The organism is Roseicella aerolata (assembly GCF_020523605.1).
GTDB lineage: Bacteria > Pseudomonadota > Alphaproteobacteria > Acetobacterales > Acetobacteraceae > Paracraurococcus > Paracraurococcus aerolatus.
In genome coordinates this window covers 111,418-133,965 of the sequence record NZ_JAJAQI010000001.1, presented here as the reverse complement: position 1 = coordinate 133,965, position 22,548 = coordinate 111,418, and the positions used below count along the sequence as shown (strand labels likewise).

The following is a 22,548-nucleotide window of genomic DNA, read 5'->3' as shown; positions in this document are numbered from 1 at the left end:
CGGCGGCTGCGCGGCAGACACTACGCCATGGCGGGCGGCCGGAGGGACCGGCGGCGGAGCACCGGGCTGTGGCGGCTCCACGCCATGGGATGGCGTGCCGGCCCGAGGGTGAGACAGTCACCGGGAACGGTCGCGGCGGCGATCAGGTGGCTGGGCTGAGCCGGGCCGGTGCCTGGCACGGTCCAGCCCGGCTCAGCCCAGCCGGAAGAAGGCCCGCAGCCGGCCCAGCAGGTCCTCCCGCTCCGGCGCCTCGGCCGGCTCGGGCGCCGCCTGCGTCTCGGCCGGGCGGGCATTACGGGCGCGGCGGCTGGCCATGATCGCGGCCAGGCTCTCCGCCAGTTCCGGCCGGCGCCGCAGGATCGGGTCGAGATGCTCGCGCCGGATCTCATAGACCAGCGCATCCGTCGTCGCGGAGACCGTCGCGCTGCGCCGCTGGCCGGTGAGCAGCGACATCTCGCCGAAGACATCGCCCGGCACGATGCGGTCGGGCGGCGTCTCCACGCCATCCCGCACCGCCCGGACCTCCAGCGCGCCCTCCGCCAGGATGAACAGGCTGTCGCCGGCCTCGCCCTGGTGGACGATGGTGGCGCCGCGCGGCACCGGCCGCTCCTGCATCAGCGCCTCCAGCGCGGCCCGCTCCTCCGGCGGGAAGCCGGCAAACAGCGCGATGCGCCGCAGCAGCGCCGCCCGGCCCGCGCGCGCCGCCGCGCCGCGTTCAAGCTGCAGCGCGCGCGCCGGCCGGGCCGGGGCGAGGCCGGCATGCTGCAGGGCGCGCAGCGCGGCGGCGGCGACGGCATCGCGGCAGGCCGCCTCCCGCCCGTAATCCGGCACGCGGAAGCGCAGCAGGTAGATGGCGGCGCCATCCGCGAATTCCTGCAGCAGCACGTCCGGGGCAAGGCCGGGGAATTCCCGCTCCGCATCCAGCGCCGCGGCCAGCAGGATGCGCTTCGCGCGCTCGGTCGGCAGGCCAGGGTCGAGGGGCAGGCGCAGGCCGGTGCGGTAGCCCCCCTCGGCGCCGAAATTCGCCAGGCGATGCGCCGCGATCAGCCCGTTCGGCACGGTCAGGGTCACGCCGTCGCGCGTCACCAGCCGCGTCGCGCGCCAGCTTACCTCGATGACGCGGCCGGCGCAGCCCTCGGCGGTCTCGATCCAGTCGCCGATGCGGTAGGGCGCATCGACCCCGAGCGCGATGCCGGAGAAGACATCGCCGATGATGTTGCGGAGCGCGAAGCCGATGACGGCGACGACGACGCCCGAGGTGGTCAGCAGGCCGATCGCGGGTTGGCCGAAGACCAGCATCAGGATCGCCGCCGCCGCGGCGGCGAAGAGCGCGGCGCGCACCATGTCCGAGAGCAGCCGCGGATAGGGTACGCCGCGCCGCGTGGCCAGTGCCGCGCGCAGCAGCAGCAGGTCGAAGAACCGCGCGCCGGCCCAGGCGAGGCCGAGCCAGAAGCCGATCCCCGCCAGCACGCGCAGCGCCCCGGCCGCCATCCCGTCGGGGGGCAGGCCGAGCCCGGGCAGGAGCGCCGGCACCGCGGCGCCCAGCAGGAAGCAGGCCAGCACCAGGCCGGCAGGGCCGAGCAGAGGCTTCAGGTTGGGCCGCCACACCATCGCTGCTCCGGATCGGTCCGGTGTTTCTGCCCCGCGGGGCGGCGTGGGCGGAAGTGGCTTTGCCCGCGGCCTGGTTCACAGGCGCTGGTGCGGGGCACTATCCCGGCAGCCCTGGGCGGCCAGCCGCGGGCGGGACGCCGGGGCCGATGAAGCGTGCCCGTCCGGCCCGCGCTCCTGACCAAGGCTTGTCGATGCCAGGCACCCGGGATGGCCGCCGAAGCGGAGGTTCGAATTGAATCGGCACAGGAGCCGCGATAGCGTTTCAGCCTTGTAATACGGATCGCGGCGGCATCCTGACTTGTTGTTCTTTTTATAATCCGCCCCCGCACTTCACCCGCTGCGTGAAAAACCCATGCCGGGCAACAAACCATAACAGGGAGGAGCAAGGACAATGACCGAATTCCAACGGCGTAACCTCGCCAGGACGGCCGCCGGCGGTGTGGCCGCGGCGGCCGCGGTGACGACCCTGGCGGCGCCGGCGCTTTCACAGGGCCGGATCGAATGGCGCATGGTGACGAGCTGGCCGAAGATGTTTCCCGGCGGCGGCACCATGGCGGAACGCTTCGCCAGGACCATCGGCGAAGCAACGGGCGGGCGCCTGACGATCAGGGTCTTCGCCGCCGGCGAGCTGGTGCCCGCCTTCGAGGCCTTCGACGCCGTGCAGCGCGGCACCGCCGATTGCATGCACTCCACGCCCTACTACTGGCAGAACAAGGCCAAGATCCTCAGCGTCTACACCACCGTGCCCTTCGGCATGACCAACTACGAGTCCGTCGCCTGGCTGCGCTATGGCGGCGGGCAGGCGCTGTGGGACGAGACCTATGCGCAGTTCGGCCTCAAGGGCTTCCATGCCGGCTCGACCAGCGTGCAGATGGCCGGCTGGTTCAACAAGGAGATCCGCTCCGCGGCCGATGTGCGCGGCCTGAAGATGCGCATCCCCGGCTTCGGCGGCGACGCGCTGCGCAAGATGGGCGCGACGATCGTGAACCTGCCCGTGGGCGAGATCTTCGGCGCCCTGCAGTCCGGCGCCATCGACGCCACCGAATGGGTCGGCCCCTGGCAGGACCTGGCGGCCGGCTTCTACAAGGTGACGCGCTTCTACTACTGGCCGGGCATGCACGAGCCCGCGGTCATCAACGAGATGACTGTCAACAAGGCGAAGTGGGACGCCCTGCCCAAGGACATCCAGCAGATCTTCGCCTGGGGCTGCGGCGACGAGCACTGCCAGCTCACGGCCGAGAACGATGCCAGCAATGCCGGCGCGCTCGAGACCCTGATCCGGCAGCACAATGTGCAGCTCCGCAGGCTGCCCGACGAGTTCATCCAGGCCTATGGCCGCGCCTGGACCGAGGTGCTGACGGAGCTGCGCGACAGCGGCGATGCGCTGACCAAGAAGACGCTGGATTCCTACTACAAATTCCAGCGCGAGCAGATGGCGTGGAGCCGGATCGGCCTGCAGGAATACCTCAACGCGCGCCTGCAGGGCTTCCGTCCCGCCTGACGCCCGCGCGGCGCCGAATGCGTGAAGCGCCCGCCGGCACCGCCGGCGGGCGCCTTCGCGTCATGCCGGCCCGCCTGCCGGCATCAACCGCCCCGCAGCAGCCGGTCGAGGACGGGATCGCCCTCCGGCTGGCGGTCGCCGGGCGGCGGTGGGCTGAGAAGCTGGTCCAGCGGCGAGCCGGAGGGCGCGGGGGTGCCACCGCCCATCGGCGCCTGCAGGATGTCGTCGAGCACCGAACCGCCGCCGCCGGGCGCGGCGGCAGCGGGCACGGCATCGGGGAAGACGACCTTCGGCAGCCAGGTGGCGGTCTGCGGCACCAGCCAGAGGGCCGCGAGGGCGATCGCCTGCAGGCAGACGAAGGGAATGATGCCGCGATAGATGTCGCCGGTGGTGATCGAGGCCGGCGCCACCGCGCGCATGTAGAACAGGGCGAAGCCGACCGGCGGCGTCAGGAAGGCCGTCTGCAGGTTGATGCCGATCATCACGCCCAGCCAGAGCGGATCGACTCCCATGGCGATGATGGCCGGCGCCGTGATGGGCACCACGATCAGCACGATCTCGATGGTGTCCATGAAGAAGCCCAGCACGAACATCACCAGCATCACGCCCACCACCGCGCCGATGGTGCCGCCGGGCATGCCGAGCAGCGCCTGCTCGACCAGATGCTCGCCGCCAAGGCCGCGGAAGACCAGCGAGAAGACCGACACGCCAAGCACGATGCCGAAGACGAGCGCGCTGATCACCGCCGTGTTGCGCATGACGCCGAGCATCATGCGGAAGGAGAGAGCGCGGTTGAGGGCGGCCAGCACCACCGCGCCGATCGCGCCGATCGAGGCGGCCTCGGTCGGCGTCGCCAGCCCGACCAGGATCGAGCCGAGCACCGCCACGATCAGCAGCAGGGGCGGCACCAGGGCGCGCAGGAAGCGGCGCCCGAGCGAGGCCCGCTCCGCCTCGTCCATCTGCAGCGCCGGGCAGCTCGCCGGCCGCACCACGGCCATCCCGATGACGTAGAGGATATAGAGCGCGACGATGCCGAGGCCCGGCAGGAAGGCGCCGACGAAGAGGTCGCCGACCGAGACCGGATCGACCGGCCTGCCCGTCCGCTGCGCCGCGAGCTGGTTGGCGCCCATCAGCAGGTCGCCGATGAAGATCAGGATGACCGAGGGCGGGATGATCTGGCCGAGCGTCCCCGAGGCGCAGATCACGCCGGTGGCGAGCTTCGGGTCGTAGCCGGCGCGCATCATCGCGGGCAGGCTGAGCAGGCCCATGGTCACGACGGTCGCGCCGACCACGCCCGTCGAGGCCGCCAGCAGCGCGCCCACGATCACGACGGAGATCGCCAGGCCGCCGCGCATCGTGCCGAAGAGCTGGCCCATGGTCTCGAGCAGCGCCTCCGCGATCTTCGAGCGCTCGAGGACGGCGCCCATGAAGATGAACAGCGGCACCGCCACCAGCACCTCATTGGTCATCAGCCCGAAATAGCGCGAGGGCAGGCTGGTCAGGATGATCGGGTCGAAGACGCCGAGCGCCCAGCCGAGGCCGGCGAAGATCAGCGAGAAGCCCGCCAGGCTGAAGGCGATGGGGTAGCCGAGCAGGACGCCGAAGGTGCCGGCGAGGAAGAGGGCGATGGCGAGGATCTCGCCCAGGAGGAGGGAGGACATCGCGCGCTCAGACAACCGGCCCGGTCAGGGTCTCGGAAGGCGGCGGCTCGCGCCCGTTCAGCACCAGGATGCAGCGGCCGATCCAGGCCAGGCCCTGCAGCCCCAGCAGCAGGACGAAGCCGAGGATGGACGCCTTGAGGACGTACATCGCCGGCATGCCGTCGCCCTGGACCGAGACCTCATTCGTCTGCCAGGAGTAGGAGACATAGGTCCAGGCGGTCCAGCCGAGCAGCGCCAGCCACGGCATCAGCAGGAAGACCACGCCGAACAGGTCGACCCAGGCCTTTCCGCGGGGGCTCATGCGGGCATAGAAGATGTCCACCCGCACATGGGCGTTCAGCAGATAGGCGAACCCCGCCGCCAGCAGGAAGGTCATGGCGTGGGTCCAGACATAGAGCTCCTGCATCCAGACATAGCCCAGGCCGGCCGCATACCGCAGCAGGACGACCGTGCCGCAGATCAGGACCGTCGCCAGCGTCAGCCAGGCGACGACCTTGCCCACGGAGCGATTGATCCAGTCGATCGCATTGATGGCACGCACGAGAGCATCCACAGGCGTGCCTCCCTTCATTCTTCGCCGATCGCCTGACTGCGGGGTGCAATCGCTCCGGCCTTTTTCCGGGAAGGCTATGCGAAGCCCATCCCCGCAACAAGCATCTGCCACCTGCGCAGGTCTTCGGCAGGCGTGATTGTGCGAGCTCTTGCCGCCATGCCCGGGCGGCCCGCCGTCCTGCCGGTGTGGCTCACGCCCGTGCCGTTGGCGGCAACCGCAGGCCACGCAGCCTTGCCCGAGATGATTGGGGCAAGAGACGGCCGCTCCTCAGGCGCAGCCATGCGGCACGCCTCGACAGGGCCGGCTGCGCGCGGGAGAAGAGCGGCCTGCTGTCTCCCCTCATGGGAGAGCAGCCCTTCGACTCTCGTCGGGTCCCGGGCAAGTCCCGATCTCCGGCCCGGGCGGTGCGGTGCCGTCGCGTTGCCTGGCCCGGCGACGCCGGCACCAAGGTCCACGCCCTTCGTCGGGATCGGGCGCCAAGCAGGGGCGGGGGCAACCTGGCGCAGCTCTCTCCCGATCCGCCCTGCCCGCCGCCGGGACCGGCAACGGCCTGCTGACACGGCGCAAAGGATGATATGCTGCCGTCATGGAGCCAGCCGCCGAGACCCCGCCTTCCGCCTCGTCCTCGCCGTCGCGCCTGCCCTGGGACATCCATCCGGCGCTGACCGAGGAGCGTCTGCGCATCTGCGCGCGGATGCTCGCCAATGCCCGCCGCGATGCGCTCGCCATGGCCAGCTACGAGCTCGGCGATGATCCCTGGTCGGTCGGCTGCCGCGCCTTCGCCTTCGGCCGCCATCGCCTCATGCGGGCCGCGGCATCGGGCGAGTATCCCTGGCTGGAAGTACTCGACGACAGCGCCCATTTCGTCTTCGTGATCGGCTCGAACGGCCATGGCGTGCCGGTGCGCTTCTACCGCGGCGCCGCCGACGAGCCGACCGACCGCACCCTGCGCCGGCAGGAGATCGAGGCCGAGCAGCTCTCCCTCGCCCTCGGCGAGACGGCGGCGGATGGCCTCGTCTTCCGCTTCGCGGTCGAGACCGGCGAGGGCGGCCGGGTCGACCGCGTCGTCTTCCTCGCGCTGCGGGGGGAGGACCGGATCGAATGCTTCTGGCCGGTGCCCCTCGAACTGCCCGCGGCCCAGGCCGGCACGGCCGAGCAGCTGCGCCTGATCGCCGATGACGGCTATGCCGGACCGAAGCGCGAAACCGGCGCTTCCCCCCCGCCGCCCGCCCCCCTGCCGCGCCGGAAGCCGGGCGGGGCGGCATCACGGCCCCAGGCGGCGCTGTTCTGAAGGGGGGCGGCCATCCGGGTCCGGTGCCCATATTCGCCGGCATGATCGGAAGAGCGGGGCGCTCCCACACGGCAGGGCCGATGTGAGAGCGCCCCTCGGGCTGCTTGAGGCTGCGCCCGTCAGGCCACCGCCGGCCGCTTCAGCAGGCGCAGCGCCATCGCCGTCACCACCGTCCCGGCCAGCAGCGCCACCACATAGCCGCCGAGCTGGGTGACCGCATTCGGGATCGGCAGCACGAAGACGCCGCCATGCGGCACCCGCAGCTCCGCCCCCACCATCATGGCGATGGCGCCCGCCACCGCCGAGCCGAGCACCAGCGCCGGGATCACCCGCAGCGGGTCCTTGGCGGCGAAGGGGATCGCCCCTTCGGAGATGAAGGCGAGGCCAAGCACGCCCGCCGCCGGCGCCGCCTCGCGCTCCTCCAGGGTGAAGCGGTCGCGGAACAGGAAGGCGGCCAGCGCCAGGCCGAGCGGCGGCGTCATCCCGGCCACCATGGCGGCAGCCATCGGGCCATAGACCTGGCTGGCGATCAGCCCGGTGGAGAAGGCATAGGCCGCCTTGTTCACCGGCCCGCCCATGTCGAAGGCCATCATCGCGCCAATAATCAGGCCGAGCGCGATCGCGCCGCTGCCCTGCATGCCGCGCAGGAACTCGGTCAGGCTGGCAAGCGCCACCGCGACCGGGCCGCCCGCCACGTAGATCATCGCCAGCCCCGTGATCAGCGCCCCGAGGAAGGGCAGGACCAGCACCGGCTTGAGGCCCTCCAGCGTGCGCGGCAGGCGGAGCGCACGGTTCAGCCAGGCCACGCAGTAGCCGGCGACGAAGCCCGCCACGATGCCGCCGAGGAAGCCGGCATTGAGCTGCACCGCAAGCATGCCGCCGACCATGCCCGGCGCGATGCCCGGCCGGTCGGCGATGGAATAAGCGATGTAGCCGCCGAGCACCGGCACCATCAGCGCGAGCGCCGCGAGCGCGCCGGTCTGGAACAGCGCGCCCGCCAGCGTGCCGCGGCTCGCCGGCTCGGATGCCTCGATGCCGCCGAAAGCGAAGGCGAGCGCCACCAGCAGCCCGCCCGCGACCACGAAGGGCAGCATGAAGGAGACGCCGGTCATCAGGTGCTTGTAGGGGCCGGTGAGCGGCTTCCTGCCGGGCGTGGACGCCGCGGGGGCCTGCGCCCCGCCCTGCGGCTTCGCCTCGGCCAGGGCGCGCGCCACCAGCGCCCGGCCGTCATTGATCGCCGGCTTGGTGCCGCTCTGGAAGACCGGCTTGCCGCCGAAGCGGGAGAGATCGACCTGCGTGTCGGCGGCGATCAGCACCAGGTCCGCCGCGCCGATCTCCTCCGGCGTCAGGGCGTTCTGCGCGCCGACCGAGCCCTGGGTCTCCACCCGGATCTCGTGTCCCAGCGCCTTCGCCGCCTGCTCCAGCCCCTCGGCCGCCATGAAGGTATGGGCGATGCCGGTGGGGCAGGAGGTGATGGCGACGATCCGCCTGCCGCCGGCCGGCGCCGGCGGGGGCGCGGCGGAGGCACCCGGCCGGGCGCGCGCCAGCACGCCGCCGGCATCGGCCAGCACCTCCTCGATCCGCGCCCGCACCGCCCCCAGCCGGTCGAGCCCCTCCGGCGCCCGCGCCGCCTCGCCCACCAGCAGCAGGGCCTCCGCATCCGGCGCGACGGGCAGGGGCGAGAGCACGCCGCGCTCCGTCCGCACCTCCACCGCCAGGTCCCGGCCATCGCGGCGGGCTGCCTGGCGCAGCGCCTCCGCCGCCAGCATGGCCCGGACCGGGCTGTCGCCCGCCTCGACCACGGCGATCACTCCGGACATCTCTGCTCCTCCGCTCCTGGTTGGGCGTTCAGTCGAGGGTTTCGGCCTGCAGGGCGGCGGCGATCGCCTCCACCGCCGCGCGGCCGGGCAGCCCGGCGCCGGTCCGCTGCAGCTTGGCGGCGGAAAAGGCGGTGGCGCGGCGGGCCAGCGCCGCCAGCGGCAGCCCGTCCGCCAGGCCGGCGGCGATCCCCGCCACCATGGCATCGCCCGCGCCGACGCTGCTGGTCACCGCAAGGGCGGGCGGGCGGACCATCACCGCACGCCCCGCCATGACGAAGAGCGCGCCCTCCGACCCCATGGAGACCACGACGAGGCCGATGCCGCGTGCCGCCAGCGACCGGGCGGTGGCGAGCAGCGCCGCCCGGTCGGGCAGTGCATGGCCGGCCCAGCCCTCCAGCTCATGCCGGTTCGGCTTCACGGCATGCGGCAGCACCGGCGCGCCCAGCACGGCGGAGAGCGGCGCGGCGCTGGCATCCACCACCACCCGCGCGCCCTGCTCGGCGAGCAGCGCGACCAGTTCGGCATAGGTCTCCGCCGGCAGGCCCGGCGGCAGGCTGCCCGAGAGCACGGCGATGGTGCCCGGGCCGGTCGCCGCATGCAGCGCAGCCAGCGCCTCGTCCAGCGCCTCCGGCGCCGGCGTGGTGCCGGGCAGGTTGATGTCGGTGGTCGCGCCCGCCGCGCGGTCCAGCAGCTTGATGTTGGTCCGCGTCTCGCCGGGGATGCGGACGCAGCAGTCCGTGATGCCGCGCGCGGCGAAGAGCGCGCGGAAGGGCGCGTCATTCGCCTCGCCCAGCAGGCCCGTCGCGGTCACCGGCACGCCCCAGTCGGCAAGGCAGGCCGCGACATTGATCCCCTTGCCCGCGGCATGCCGCACCGCGGCGCGCGCCAGGTTCACCGCGCCTGGCACCAGCGCATCCAGCTCGATGGTCTGGTCGATCGCCGGGTTCAGCGCGAGGGTGACGAAGGGCGCGGGCATCAGGCGGCCGCCTGCGGCGCGGGCCGCGTCATCGCCAGGAGGTCCGCTTCCAGCGCCCGCACCTCCTCCGCCGTGCCACAGGCGATGGCGCGGGCGGCCAGGTCGCGCAGCCCGGCCTGCGTCGCCGCCCGCAGCGCCGCCTTCACCGCCGGGATGTCCCGCGGGGTCATGGAGAGCTCCGCGACGCCGAGGCCGGCGAGCAGCGCCGCGCCGAAGGGCTCGCCCGCCAAGCCGCCGCAGACGCCGACCCAGCGGCCGTGGCGGGTCGCCGCCTCCACCGTCTGCGCGATCAGCCGCAGCACGGCGGGATGCAGGCTGTCCGCCTCCGCCGCCAGCTCCGGGTTCTGCCGGTCGATGGCAAGCACGTATTGCGTCAGGTCGTTGGTGCCGACCGAGAAGAAGTCCACATGGCGCGCCAGCGCATCCGCCTGCACCGCCGCCGCCGGCACCTCCACCATGATGCCGATCGGCACCTCGGGCGCGCCGAGCTCGGCGCGGATCCGCTCGCAGGCCGCCCGCAGCGCCACCACCTCCGGCACCGAGGTCACCATGGGGAACATGATGGAGAGCGCCCCGCCCGCGGCGGCGGCGCGATAGAGGGCGCGGAGCTGCGGCTCCATCAGGTCCGGCCGGCGCAGCAGCAGCCGGGCGCCGCGGACGCCGAGGAAGGGGTTCGCCTCCACCGGCAGCCGCAGATGTGGCACCTGCTTGTCGCCGCCGATATCGAGCGCCCGGACGATCAGCGGGCGGCCGTCCAGCGCCCCGATCATCGCGCGGTAGGTGGCGAGCTGGTCCTCCTCCCCCGGCGTGTCGCCGCGCTCGAGGAAGAGGAATTCCGTGCGCATCAGCCCCACCCCCTCGGCGCCCTGGGCGAGGGCGAAGGCGGCCTGATCCGGCAGGTTGATATTGGCCGCGACCTCGATGCGGTGGCCGTCGCGCGTCACCGCCGGCTCGGCCCGGAGCGCCGCCTCGCGCGTCCGCTGTTCCTGCTGCGCCGCGAGGAAGGCGCGGGCGGAGGCGAGGTCGGCCTCCCCGGGGTCGAGGTGCAGCCGCCCGGCCGCGCCATCCAGCACCGCTTCCGTGCCCGGGGCGAGGTCCAGCAGCCCCGCCCCACCCGCGACCAGCGCCGGCAGGCCGAGGGTGCGGGCCAGGATGGCGGTATGCGATGTCGGGCCGCCCGCCGCGGTCGCCAGCCCGACCACGCGCGCGGGATCGAGGCCGGCGGTGTCGGAGGGGGCGAGGTCCTCGGCGACCAGGATCACCGGCCCCTCCGGCAGCTCGGCGAGCGAGCCGCCGACCAGCGAGGGGTCGATCTGCCCCAGCACCCGGCGGCCGACATCGCGCAGGTCGGCGGCGCGGCCGGCCAGCACCGGGTTGCCCAGCGCGGCGAGCCCGCCCGCCACCCGCTCCACCGCCTGGTGCCAGGACCAGGCGAGGCCATGCCCTTCCACCATGAGCTGGCAGGTCAGGGTGATCAGGTCCGGGTCGTCCAGCAGCCCGGCATGGGCGCGGAAGATGGCGGCCTCGCCGGGGCCGAGGCGGCGGGCCGTGTCGTCCTCCAGCGCCTTGAGCTGCGCCCGCGTGGCGCGGATCGCCGCCTCCAGCCGGGCGCCCCCCTCGGCCAGGGGCAGCGGCGCATCCGGGATGGCGGCCTGGGCGTTGCTGAGCACATGCACGCGGCCGATGGCGAGGCCGGGGCTGGCCCCGATCCCGGCCAGCGCGACGAGGCGCCCGGCCGGCTCCCAGCCGCGGACGGGGGCGGCGGCGCGCTGGGCGGCGAGTGCCGCATCCGCCTTCTCCTGCGCGCTGAGGCCGGTGATGGCGGCGCGCAGCCGGGCGAGGCCCGCGGCGGCGTCGCGCCCCTCGGCCGAGACGGTGATCCGGTCCCCGGCCCGCAATCCGAGTTGCAGCAGCCCGACCAGCGCGGTCGCATCCGCCACCTGGTCGCCGTGGCGGACCTGGATGCGGCAGCCCGCGGCGCGCGCCGCCTCCACCCAGCGGGTGGCGGGGCGGGCATGCAGGCCGGTGGGGTAGTCCACCACCCAGTCGAAGCGCTCGGCCAGGTCGGTGGCGGGCGCGGCCGGCACCGCCTCGGCCGGCTCCGCGCCGAGGGCGGCGATGATCGCCTCCGGATCATCCGTGGTGAACAGGGCGCGCAGCCTCGCCTCATCGTTCAGCAGGCGGGTCAGGCGGCGGAGGATGGCGATGTGCTCGTCGGACCTGGCGGCGATGCCGACGATGAGATGCGCGACCTGGCCGGGATTCCACTCGATCCCCTCCCGCACCTGCAGGATGGCGAGGCCGTTGCGGCGGACCAGGTGCCTGTCCTCGCCCATGCCGTGCGGGATGGCGACGCCATGGCCGAGGAAGGTGTTCGCCGCCTCCTCGCGCCGCGCCATGCTCGCGGCATAGGCGGGATCGGTGCAGCCGGCGGCGGCGAGGAGCTGGCCGGCCTCCGCGATGGCCGCGGCCTTGCTCGCCGGGCGGGCATTGAGCCGCACCAGCTCGCGGGCGATCGGCATGGGGGAAGGGGCCTGGGCCATCGGGGACGTTCCTGCCTCGCTTGTTGCCGGGCAGTGAAAACGTTCTCAGTTGCCGTGTCAAAGAAAATCTAAGCTTCTCCGCGGCAATTTGGTTGAAGCCTGGACGATACGGGGGCAGGCTGGGCCGATGATGGTGAAACCGATCCCACCGGCGTGACCGCCAGCGCATGACCGCCAGCATCAAGGATGTCGCCCGGGCCGCCGGCGTCTCCCCGGCGACCGTCTCCCGCGCCCTGGGCAAGGGCCCGATCAGCGAGGCGCTGCGGGCGCAGGTGATGGAGGCGGTCCGCGCCACCGGCTACCGCCCCAACCTCGCCGCCCGCCGCCTGCGCTCCCAGGAGAGCGGCACGATCGGCCTGATTCTCGCCGATATCGGCAACCCTTTCTTCACCGGCGTCGGCCGGGCGGTGGAGGAGGCCGCCTATCAGGCCGGGCTGCGCGTCATCCTCTGCAACACGGACGAGGATCCGGCGCGGGAGGCGATCTATCTGCGGCTGATGCAGGAGGAGCGGGTGACCGGGCTGATCCTGGCGCCGACTCTCGTCACCGCCGAGCGGCTGGCGCGCCAGCCGCTGGGGCTGCCGGTGGTGCTGATCGACCGTGCCGGCCCGCCCGGGCGCTTCGACTCCGTGCTGCTGGACAATGCGGCGGCGAGCGGGGCGCTGGTGGACCATCTGGTCGGGCAGGGCTATCGCCGCATCGCCGGGCTGTTCGGCCAGACCAGCGGCACCGGCCTCGAGCGCGCGGCGGGCTACCGCGCCGCCATGGCCCGGCACGGCCTCGCCGCGCGGGAGCGCTTCGTCCTGCCGCAGGTCGCGGCGGCCGAGACCGCCCTGGCCGCCCTGCTGGCCGAGCCCCTGCCCCCCGAGGCGGTGCTGGCCAGCAACTCGCTGCTGCTGATGGGCCTGCTGCGGGCGGCGCGCGCCGCCGGGCGGCGCATCCCCGACGATCTCGCGCTGGCCGGCTTCGACAATGAATCCTGGACGGAGTTGGTGGAGCCCGGCCTGACGGTGATCGAGCAGCCGCTGCGGGAGATCGGGCGCATGGCGATGACCCTGCTCTTCGACCGGTTGCGCGCCCCCGAGGCGCCGGTGCGCAAGGTCATGCTCAGCGGGCGCTGCGTGGTGCGCGGCTCGACGGCGCGGCGGCGGGTGGCTGCGGCGGTTCCGGGATAGGGCGGATCGCGGAGGGGCGTGAACGCCCGGGGGCGAGACTCTACCCTGCAATCAACGACCTGCGGCGGACTGGCCTTCGGTTCCGGACGCAATCCACCCTGGCGCAGGCTGGCGGCGCGGCACCCGCTCCGGTGCTCCGCCGCCTGCGGGTCGGCGGAGCCTCCTGCGGCGGGTATCGGGTCCAGCGCAGCGCGTCCGGCCCCCTCCGCGCTCGGCCCATGACGTGCTGACGCCGGTCATGCCTCAGGCGCCGGCGTCCCTCCGGGCCCTGGCTTCGCGGCACTGGCCGCAGGCCACAGGCCGGGACATCACCAGCCAAATATCAGCCGGCCGGAATCTCCGCCGCCAGCACCTGGCCCGACTGGCTCTCGGTGATCAGTAGCGTCCTGCCATCCGGCGCGAAGCAGCAGTTGGTCGGCATCCGGCCGAACCCCGTGCAGTCCAGCCGGAACAGCGGCTGCCCATGCGGATCGACGCCCCAGACCTGGCCATGACCGGGATTGGCCACGAACAGCCGGTCCGCGGCATCCACCGCCAGGCCGTCCGGCCCGCTGGTGCCGGCCGGGACGCGGAAGAAGCAGTTCGCCTTTCCCACCATGGCGTCCGGCCGCAGGGCGAAGCGCCAGACCTCGCAGCTTCGGGTCATCGCGACATAGCAATGCGTCCCCGCGCGGTTCAGCGCGATGCCGTTCGGGCTCGGGCCATTCGAGAGGAGACGGTCGATCCGCCCATCCGGCCAGAGCCGGAAGACGCGCCCTGTCGGGTCCTGCAGGCCGGTCTGGCCCTGATCGGTCATCAGGATCGCGCCCGACATGTCCAGCACCAGGTCGTTCAGCCCCTTGAAGCCTTCCGACAGCGCGGTCTCCAGCACCGGCGCCAGGGCGCCGGTCGCGGGGTCGAGGCGCAGCAGCCCCTGGCGGTAATCCGTGACCAGCAGCGCGCCGGCATGCGCGCCGGTGGCCGGGCCGGGCGCCATGCCGTTCGGCCAGCCGCCGTACTCCGCCGCCACCTCCCAGTCCCGCGGGCCGACACGGAAGATCCGGCCATTCGGGATGTCGGTGACCCAGAAGCGACCCGCCTGGTCGAAGCAGGGCCCCTCCAGGAAGCTGTCGATCGCGGCGCCGCCGCGATTGGCGTCCGACCAGGCGGTGCGGCGCGGCCGGCGATGCGCGGCCGGCAGGCTGGCATGGAGGCGGACGGGAATCTCGCGGGGCGGGGCGAACCACATGCGCGCAGCCTGCATTCTGCCTCACGCCCCGGCAAGCCAGGGAGGGATGGAGGACTTGTCATCCCGTCATGCCTGCCTTGCGGTAGCCCGCCACAAGGCCACCTGCCAAAGCGTACTTCGCTGGTGCAGTATCCCCTGCCCCCAGATCCGGACTTCCCCCGCATGCGCCGTATCCCCCTCGTCCTGCTTCTTCTCCTGCTCGCGCAGGCGCCGGCGCTCGCGCAGTTCGGCCCGCAGGGCCCGCCCGCGGTCGGGGTGATGACGGCGGAGCGGAAGCCGGTGACCGAGAGCACCGAGTTCACCGGCCGGATCGAGGCGGTGAACCGCGTCGAGATCCGCGCCCGCGTCACCGGCTTCCTCCAGGAACGCCTGTTCCAGGAAGGGCAGGAGGTGAAGGCGGGCGACGTGCTGTTCCGGCTGGAGCGGCCGCCCTTCGAGGCGGCGCTGGAACAGGCCCGCGCCAATGTCGCCTCCGCCCAGGCGACGCTGGAGAATGCCCGCGTCTCCCTGGCCCGTGCGCGGGAGTTGCAGCAGACCGGCGCCGGCACGCGGGTGGCGCTGGACAACGCCCAGGCGCAGGAGCGCACGGCGAATGCCGGCGTGCTGGCCGCCCAGGCCCAGGTGCGGGTGGCGGAGATCAACCTGGGCTACACCGACATCATCGCGCCGATCGACGGCAAGATCGGCCGGGCGACCTATACGCCGGGCAATGTCGTCTCGCCAACGCTGACCGAGCCGCTGGCGACCATCGTCAGCCAGGACCCGATGCGCGTGGTCTTCACCGTCAGCGCCCGCGCGGCGGTCGAGCTGCGCAACCGCTACGAGGGGCGCGGCGGCGTCAACGCGGTGGTGGTGCGCATCCGCACCACCGATGGCAGGACCTACCCGCAGCGCGGGCGGATCGAGTTCATCGACACCCAGGTCGATCGCAACACGGACAGCATCCTGATCCGCGCCCTGATGCCGAACCCCCGCCGGGACGGCGTGCAGAATGGCGGCGCCGGCGACCGGGAGCTGATCGACGGCCAGTTCGTGACGGTCTTCGTGGAGGGCGCGGAGCCGGTGCAGGCCATCGTCATCCCGCGCGCCGCGGTGCTGCAGGACCAGGGCGGCAATTACGTGCTGGTGGTGGACGGGGAGAAGAAGGCGCAGCGCCGCCCCGTCGCCCTCGGCCAGACCCTCCGCGACCAGGTGGTGATCGAGAATGGCCTCCAGGGCGGCGAGACGGTGATCGCCGAGGGGCTGCAGCGGGTGCGCCCGGGGCAGGAGGTGAACCCCGCCCCGGTCGGCGCGCCGCCGCCCGGCAGCCGTCCCCCCGCCGCCGGCGGGCCGGGCGGCCCCGCACCGGCGGGCCGGCAGGGCTGACGCGGCATGATCTCCGCCATCTTCGTCGACCGGCCGCGGCTGGCGATCGTCATCGCGATCGTCACCACCCTCGCTGGCGCCCTCGCCCTGCTGCGCATCCCGGTCGCGCAGTTCCCGGACATCGTGCCGCCGCAGGTCTCGGTGCAGGCCACCTATCCGGGCGCCTCGGCCGCGGTGCTGGAGGCGACCGTCGGGCAGATCGTCGAAAGCGCCGTCAACGGCGTCGAGAACATGATCTACATGCGCTCGAACAGCGGCAATGACGGCGTCTACCAGCTCTCGGTCAGCTTCGCCCTCGGCTCGAACCCGGACATCAACACCGTCAACGTCAACAACCGTATCCAGGCCAACCTGGCGCGATTGCCGCAGGAGGTGCAGCGGGCCGGCCTCATCGTCCGCAAGCAGTCCTCGGCGGTGCTGCAGTTCATCGCGCTGACCTCGACCTCCGCCGAGCACGACCCGCTCTTCCTGTCGAACTACGCGACGATCAACATGATCGACCGCATGGCGCGGGTGCCGGGCGTCGGCCAGGTGAACCTGTTCGGCGCGCAGAACTACTCCATGCGCGTCTGGTTCGAGATCGACCGTCTCACCAGCCTGAACCTGACGCCGCAGGATCTGGTGACGGCGATCCAGAGCCAGAACATTCAGGCCGCGGTCGGGCGCATCGGCGCCCAGCCGATCCCGGACACCCAGCAATTCCAGATGAACATCCAGACGCTCGGGCGGCTGGTGACGCCGGAGCAATTCGGCAGCATCGTCGTCCGGGCCAATCCGGACGGGTCCCTGCTGCGCATCCGCGACGTGGCGCGGGTCGAGCTCGGCGCGCAGAGCCAGGACACCGTCTCCCGGCTCAACGGCCAGCCGGCGGTGACCATGGGCGTCTATCTCTCGCCCGGCGCCAATGCCGTGACGGTCGCCGCCGCCATGCGGCGGACACTGGACGAGCTGGGCACCCGCTTCCCCGAGGGCATGCGGGCCCAGGTGCTGTATGACAGCACCACCTTCGTGGTCGATACGATCGAGGAGGTGATCAAGACGCTGCTCGAGGCCTTCATCCTCGTCGTCATCGTCGTCTACCTCTTCCTCGGCTCGCTGCGCGCGACGCTGATCCCCACCGTCGCCGTGCCGGTCAGCCTGATCGGCGCCTTCGTGGTGCTGCTGGCCATGGGCTACAGCGCCAACACCATCTCCCTCCTCGGCATGGTGCTCGCCATCGGCATCGTGGTCGATGACGCCATCGTGGTGGTGGAGAATGTCGAGCGGGTGATGGAGGAACACCCGGACTGGACGCCGAACCAGGCCGTGAAGCAGGCGATGCGGGAGATCACCGCCCCGATCATCGCCATCACCCTGGTCCTGCTCTCGGTCTTCGTGCCGGTCGCCTTCATCCCCGGCCTCTCGGGCGTGCTGTTCCGGCAGTTCGCGGTGACCATCTCGGCGGCGATGGTGATCTCGGCGATCAACGCCCTCACCCTCTCGCCGGCGCTCTGCGTGCTCTTCCTGCGGCATACCGGGCCGCGGCGCGGGCCCATCAAATACGTGCTGCGGGGCATCGACAAGGCGCGGGACGGCTATGCCGCGGTGGTGCGGCGGCTGGTCCGGGTCTCCGTCCTCTCGCTGGTCGCGACCGCCGGCATCGCCTTCGCGATCTGGACGATCGGCGCGAGGACCCCGCAGGGCTTCCTGCCGCAGGAGGACCAGGGCACCTTCTTCGTCCAGGTCCAGCTGCCGCAGGCCGCCTCCCTCTCCCGCACCCGCGCGGCGGTGGAGCAGGTGGAGGGCATCCTGAAGGACATCCCCGCGGTGGAGAATGTCCTCTCCATCGTCGGCTTCTCGCTCATCGACCAGGGCGCGCAGTCCAATTCCGCCTTCATGGTGGCGCGGCTCAGGCCCTTCGAGGACCGGACCAAGGCCGAGGATTCGGTCTTCGCCTCCATCGGCCGGGTCTTCGGCGCGGGCGCCGCGGTGCGCACGGCCAATGTCATCGCCTTCAACCTGCCGCCCATCATCGGCCTCGGCACCGGCGGCGGCTTCGAGTACCAGCTCCAGGACCTGCAGGGGCGCGACCCGGCGGAGCTGGGAAGCGCGATGCTGGGCCTGGTGGTCGCGGCCAACCAGGACCCGCGGCTGACCCAGGTCTTCTCCACCTTCTCGGCCTCGAACCCCTCCATCTACCTGGATGTGGACCGGGACAAGGCGCAGGCCCTCGGCGTGCCCATCAGCTCCATCTTCTCGGCGCTGCAGGCCTCGCTGGGCGGCTTCTACGTCAACGACCTGAACCTGTTCGGCCGCACCTGGCAGGTGAACATCCAGGCGGAGGCGCAGGACCGCGACGACATCTCCGATATCTGGCGCATCCGCGTCCGCAGCAGCCGCGGGGAGATGGTGCCGCTGCGGGCGCTGGCGGATGTGCGGATCGTGGTCGGGCCGCAGACCATCAGCCGCTACAACAATGTCCGCGCGGTCTCGATCAGCGGCTCGCCGCGGCCGGGCGTCTCCTCGGGCGATGCGCTGCTGGCGATGGAGGAACTCTCCGCCCGGGTGCTGCCGGCCGGCTACAGCTTCGAATGGACCGGCACCGCCTATCAGGAAAAGCTGGCGGCCGGGCAGACCATCTACGTGATCGCGCTCGCCGTGCTCTTCGCCTATCTCTTCCTGGTGGCGCTGTACGAGAGCTGGACCATCCCGGTGCCGGTGCTGCTCTCGGTGGTGGTGGGCGGCCTCGGCTCGTTCCTCGCCATCCTGATCGCGGGCCTCAGCCTCGACGTCTATGCCCAGATCGGCCTCGTCGTGCTGATCGCGCTGGCCGCGAAGAACGGCATCCTCATCATCGAATTCGCCAAGGAGGCGCGGGAGCGCGGCGCCTCCATCCGCGAAGCGGCGATCGAGGGCTCTCGCCTTCGCTTCCGCGCGGTGATGATGACCTCCATCGCCTTCATCCTCGGCCTGGTGCCGCTGGTGACGGCAACCGGCGCGGCCATGCTCTCCCGCCGCGCGGTCGGCACGCCGGTCTTCGGCGGCATGCTGGCGGCCTCGCTGGTCGGCATCTTCCTGATCCCGATGCTCTATGTGGTCTTCCAGACCCTGCGGGAGCGGGTGAAGTCCTGGTTCGGGGTCCGGCCTGTGGAGCCGCCGAGCATCGGGCCCGGCGAGGGGCCGAAGCCCGCGGCCGACCAGCGGGTGTCGGAACTGGTGAAGTAGCCGGCGGCCGCGAATATCCCCCCATCCCGGCCGGACGCGGTGCGTCCCTGCAGGGTGGGGGGCCACCCCCGCCTGCCCCCACGTCCCTTTTCCCCTCACTCCCCCCTTCCCGTTCCCCCCTTCCTCCGCAGATGATGGGGCGAACGGAAGAGACGGGAGGTCCCCATGGCCAAGTTCGGGCTGAGCCAGCCGCTGCGCCGGATCGAGGATCCGCGCCTGCTGAAGGGTGGCGGCCGCTATACGGACGACATCGCCGTCCGCTCGGATGCCGCCCATGGCGTGGTGCTGCGCAGCCCGCATGCCGCGGCGAGGATCCTCTCCATCGACACCAGTGGCGCGCTTGCCGTCCCCGGCGTCCTCGCGGTCATTACGGCGAGGGAGTGGAAGGAGGAGGGGCTGGGGGAGATCCCCTGCGTCATCCCGCTCAAGAACTCGGACGGCAGCGACCGCGCCGAGACCCCGCGCGGGGCGCTGGCCGAGGACCGCGTCCGCTATGTCGGCGACCCCGTCGCCTTCGTGGTGGCCGAGACGCCGCAGGCCGCCCGCGACGGCGCGGAGGCGGTGATGGTGGATTACGACCTGCTGCCCTCCGCCACGGACCTCGCGACCGCGCATGAGCCGGGCGCGCCGCTGGTCTGGGACGGCATCGCCAACAACATCGCCTTCGACTGGGACACCGGCGACAAGGACAAGGCCGAGGCGCTGGTACAGCAGGCCGCGCATGTGACGCGGCTGACGGTGGTGAACAACCGCGTCATCGTCGCCTCCATGGAAGGCCGCGCCGCCCTCGGGGAATACGACCCCGCCCAGGAGAAATTCACCCTCACCTGCGGCACCCAGGGCTCCTGGCTGGTGAAGAACCTGCTGGCCGGCAATGTCTTCAACCTGCCGCCCGAGAAGTTCCGCGTCGTCACGCCGGATGTCGGCGGCGGCTTCGGCATGAAGCTCTACCTCTATGCCGAATACGCCCTGGTCTGCATGGCGGCGCGCCGCCTTGGCCGGGCGGTGAAGTGGACCAGCGAGCGGACCGAGGCCTTCCAGTCCGACACCCATGGCCGGGACAACATCACGCTGGGTGAGCTGGCGCTGGACAAGGACGGGAAGTTCCTGGCGCTGCGCACCCGCAACTACGCGAATATGGGCGCCTATCTGAACACCTTCGCGCCCATGATCCCGACCATGGCGGGCACCAAGGTGCTGGCCAGCGTCTACAACTTCCAGGCGATCCATGCCCGCGTCATCGGCGTGCTGACCAACACCGTGCCGGTCGATGCCTATCGCGGCGCCGGCCGGCCCGAGAGCAACTATGTGGTGGAGCGGCTGATCGACGCCGCGGCGCGGGAGCTCGGCATCGACCGGGTCGAGATCCGCAAGCGCAACATGGTGCCCTCCTCCGCCATGCCCTACACCACCGCGATCGGCCAGCGCTACGACAGCGGCGAGTTCGCGCGTGTCCTGGACGCGGCGCTCGAGAAGGCCGACTGGGCCGGCTTCCCGGCGCGGCGCGCCGCCTCCGAAGCGAAGGGCAGGAAGCGCGGCATCGGCCTCGCCTACTACCTGGAAGCCACCGGCGGCGGCCCGACGGAGCGGGCCGAGGTGCGCTTCACCGCGGACGGCTTCGCGGAAGTGCTGGTCGGCACCCAGAGCACCGGCCAGGGCCACGAGACCGCCTATGCCATGCTCACCTCCAACGAGCTCGGCATCCCGATCGACCGGATCCGCATCGTCCAGGGCGATTCGGACGAGATCCCGACCGGCGGCGGCACCGGCGGCGCGCGCAGCCTCTACTCCGAGGGGCAGGCGATCCTGCTGACCACCGCGACGGTGATCGAGAAGGGCAAGCAGGCGGCCTCCGAGCATCTGGAAGCGGCGGTGGCCGATATCGAGTTCACCCCCGGCAGCTTCGGCGGCGGGGCGGGTGGCAAATTCTCGGTGGTCGGCACGGATCGCGGCGTCGGCATCCTCGACCTCGCCCGCATCCAGAAGGAACGGGCGGCGCGGGGCGAGCCGGCGACGCTGCTCGACGCGGCCGAGGTGGCGGAGATCAAGTCCCACACCTTCCCCAATGGCTGCCACGTCGCGGAAGTGGAGATCGACCCCGATACCGGCCTGATCACCGTGCCGCGCTACATCGTGGTGGACGATGTGGGCCATGCCATCAACCCGCTGATCGTGCGCGGCCAGGTGCATGGCGGCGTGGCGCAGGGCATCGGCCAGGCGGTGCATGAGCGCACGGCCTACGACCCGGAGAGCGGCCAGCTCCTCTCGGCCAGCTTCATGGACTATGCCCTGCCGCGGGCGGAGGACCTGCCGGATATCGAGGTGGACCTGATCGAGGTGCCCTGCGAGACCAACCCGCTCGGCGTGAAGGGCGCAGGCGAGGCAGGCGCGGTCGGCTCCCCGCCCGCCATGATGAACGCGCTGGTGGACGCGCTCTCGACCGTCGGGGTGCAGCATATCGACATGCCGGCCACGCCGGAGGCGGTGTGGAAGGCGATTGCCGGGGCGAAGGCGGCGTAGCCTTCCCGCCCTTTCCTCCGCCGCCATCGGCGGCGGAGGGACCGACCATGGCGGATCGCGTTCAGACCTGAACGCCGATCCGCCATTGGGTCATGGATGGCAGGGCGGAGCCACGCTCCCGGCCTTCAGCCCCTCCGCGATCTGCACCAGACGCCACGGCGGCGATGACGGCCCGACCGGTTCGCCAGTCCGGCCTTTCTGCCACGGGGGTGGCGGCGGCCGCACCAGGATGGCGGATGGCGTCCAGGACCGGCCGCCCATCCTCGGGGGCTCATGGCCCGCGGGGCGGCCTCACGCCCGCCGCGCTCCGCTCTACCGCACCACGTAATTCGTCATCGAGCAGGCGTTCACGCTCCGCCGCTCCTGCGCCTCGCCGCCCTGCCAGACCCAACGCAGGTCGTAGGTGCACTCGCCCTGCGGCAGCCGCACTGCGAAATTCGTGCCCGGCGCCACCACGGCCTCGCCCAGCCGGTCCGGCCCCCAGCTCTGCTGGGAGGAGGGGGAGGCGTAGAATTCCTCGATCACCCGGCCGCTCTGGTTCACCAGGTTGAAGGAGGGGTTGCCCTGCGCCGCGCCGCGCGGCGCCGCCCCGCCGCCGCCGAACACCAGATCGGTCATGCCGCAGGTGTTGAGGTTCCGCCGCTCCTCCGGTGCGGCCCCGCCCTGGAAGACCACCCGCACGTCATAGAGGCAGTTGCCGTCCTGCGGCAGGCGGATGATGTGCCGGCCCCCGGGCGGCACCACCTCGGAGCCAAGCCGGTCATGCCCCCAGGTCTGCTGGTTGGCGGGGGAGGCATAGACCTCGTTGATGACGTTCGGCGTGTTGTTGACGATCCTGAAGGACGGGTCGCCCGACTGGGCCAGTGCGGGCTGTGCGAGCAGCCCGACGAGCGCGGCAAGCAGCACGCGACGCAGCATGGAAACCTCCCTCGGCACGATCCGGTATCTAGGGCAACGCACCATTGCGCAACCAGACGTTGCCTTCTGCGAACAGACTTCAATGTTCCGTCAAAAGTGCCGGCCCGCCAATACCGGGATCGGCACCGCGGACCCGCTTGGCAGCCGCGGCACGCCGGTCCATCTCTCCGGCAACAGGCGCC

Annotated in this window: 14 protein-coding genes; 6 read left to right on the top strand and 8 right to left on the bottom strand. The window is 72.1% G+C overall.

Going from position 1 to position 22,548, the window contains the following annotated elements; all coding sequences use genetic code 11:
- Nucleotides 1-192 precede the first annotated feature (192 nt).
- Nucleotides 193-1,611 carry a mechanosensitive ion channel family protein gene (locus tag LHA35_RS00530; protein ID WP_226603115.1) on the bottom strand — a complete coding sequence of 473 codons (1,419 nt, stop codon included), beginning with the start codon at nucleotides 1,609-1,611 and terminating at the stop codon, nucleotides 193-195.
- A gap of 391 nt (nucleotides 1,612-2,002) precedes the next feature.
- Between LHA35_RS00530 and LHA35_RS00525 the strand changes: the two genes are divergently transcribed.
- Complete coding sequence (locus LHA35_RS00525; RefSeq protein WP_226603114.1) at nucleotides 2,003-3,112, top strand: TRAP transporter substrate-binding protein; 1,110 nt, start codon at nucleotides 2,003-2,005, stop codon at nucleotides 3,110-3,112.
- Between the two features lie 83 nt (nucleotides 3,113-3,195).
- Here LHA35_RS00525 and LHA35_RS00520 read toward each other — a convergent pair whose 3' ends face one another.
- Both LHA35_RS00520 and LHA35_RS00515 read right to left on the bottom strand, forming a co-directional pair.
- Nucleotides 3,196-4,773 (bottom strand): TRAP transporter large permease, encoded by a 1,578-nt coding sequence (locus tag LHA35_RS00520; RefSeq protein ID WP_226603112.1) that lies wholly within the window; start codon nucleotides 4,771-4,773, stop codon nucleotides 3,196-3,198.
- A 7-nt stretch (nucleotides 4,774-4,780) separates the two neighbouring features.
- Complete coding sequence (locus tag LHA35_RS00515) at nucleotides 4,781-5,326, bottom strand: TRAP transporter small permease subunit (RefSeq protein ID WP_226603110.1); 546 nt, start codon at nucleotides 5,324-5,326, stop codon at nucleotides 4,781-4,783.
- Nucleotides 5,327-5,912: 586 nt separating this feature from the next.
- On the opposite strand from LHA35_RS00515, the gene LHA35_RS00510 reads away from it, so the two are divergent.
- Nucleotides 5,913-6,617, top strand: coding sequence for a hypothetical protein (locus LHA35_RS00510; protein ID WP_226603108.1), 705 nt, complete (start codon nucleotides 5,913-5,915; stop codon nucleotides 6,615-6,617).
- A gap of 119 nt (nucleotides 6,618-6,736) precedes the next feature.
- Here the strand turns inward: LHA35_RS00510 and LHA35_RS00505 are convergent, their stop codons facing one another.
- Genes LHA35_RS00505 through ptsP form a run of 3 tightly spaced genes read right to left on the bottom strand, consistent with a single transcriptional unit; the run spans nucleotide 6,737 to nucleotide 11,956 of the window.
- The gene (locus LHA35_RS00505) at nucleotides 6,737-8,437 is read right to left on the bottom strand and encodes a PTS fructose transporter subunit IIC (protein ID WP_226603104.1); all 1,701 of its coding nucleotides are present in this window, start codon (nucleotides 8,435-8,437) and stop codon (nucleotides 6,737-6,739) included.
- Nucleotides 8,438-8,465: 28 nt separating this feature from the next.
- Entirely contained in the window at nucleotides 8,466-9,413 is a 948-nt protein-coding gene (gene pfkB, locus LHA35_RS00500) for a 1-phosphofructokinase (RefSeq protein WP_226603102.1), read from the bottom strand.
- Complete coding sequence (gene ptsP, locus LHA35_RS00495) at nucleotides 9,413-11,956, bottom strand: phosphoenolpyruvate--protein phosphotransferase (RefSeq protein WP_226603100.1); 2,544 nt, start codon at nucleotides 11,954-11,956, stop codon at nucleotides 9,413-9,415. Before ptsP ends, pfkB begins: the two co-directional genes overlap by 1 nt.
- Nucleotides 11,957-12,123: 167 nt before the next feature.
- Between ptsP and LHA35_RS00490 the strand changes: the two genes are divergently transcribed.
- Nucleotides 12,124-13,131 (top strand): LacI family DNA-binding transcriptional regulator, encoded by a 1,008-nt coding sequence (locus LHA35_RS00490; protein ID WP_226603099.1) that lies wholly within the window; start codon nucleotides 12,124-12,126, stop codon nucleotides 13,129-13,131.
- Nucleotides 13,132-13,453: 322 nt separating this feature from the next.
- On the opposite strand, the gene LHA35_RS00485 is transcribed toward LHA35_RS00490, so the two are convergent.
- A complete protein-coding gene (locus LHA35_RS00485) occupies nucleotides 13,454-14,359 on the bottom strand; it encodes an SMP-30/gluconolactonase/LRE family protein (protein ID WP_226603098.1) in 906 nt (301 codons plus the stop codon).
- A 162-nt stretch (nucleotides 14,360-14,521) separates the two neighbouring features.
- On the opposite strand from LHA35_RS00485, the gene LHA35_RS00480 reads away from it, so the two are divergent.
- The 3 genes from LHA35_RS00480 (at nucleotide 14,522) to LHA35_RS00470 (ending at nucleotide 21,448) form a co-directional block, all read left to right on the top strand.
- Nucleotides 14,522-15,724, top strand: coding sequence for an efflux RND transporter periplasmic adaptor subunit (locus LHA35_RS00480; RefSeq protein ID WP_226603097.1), 1,203 nt, complete (start codon nucleotides 14,522-14,524; stop codon nucleotides 15,722-15,724).
- 6 nt (nucleotides 15,725-15,730) lie between these two features.
- Nucleotides 15,731-18,928 carry an efflux RND transporter permease subunit gene (locus LHA35_RS00475; RefSeq protein ID WP_226603096.1) on the top strand — a complete coding sequence of 1,066 codons (3,198 nt, stop codon included), beginning with the start codon at nucleotides 15,731-15,733 and terminating at the stop codon, nucleotides 18,926-18,928.
- 165 nt (nucleotides 18,929-19,093) lie between these two features.
- Complete coding sequence (locus LHA35_RS00470) at nucleotides 19,094-21,448, top strand: xanthine dehydrogenase family protein molybdopterin-binding subunit (RefSeq protein ID WP_226603095.1); 2,355 nt, start codon at nucleotides 19,094-19,096, stop codon at nucleotides 21,446-21,448.
- Nucleotides 21,449-21,760: 312 nt separating this feature from the next.
- Here LHA35_RS00470 and LHA35_RS00465 read toward each other — a convergent pair whose 3' ends face one another.
- The gene (locus tag LHA35_RS00465; protein WP_226603093.1) at nucleotides 21,761-22,366 is read right to left on the bottom strand and encodes a hypothetical protein; all 606 of its coding nucleotides are present in this window, start codon (nucleotides 22,364-22,366) and stop codon (nucleotides 21,761-21,763) included.
- Nucleotides 22,367-22,548: the final 182 nt, after the last annotated feature.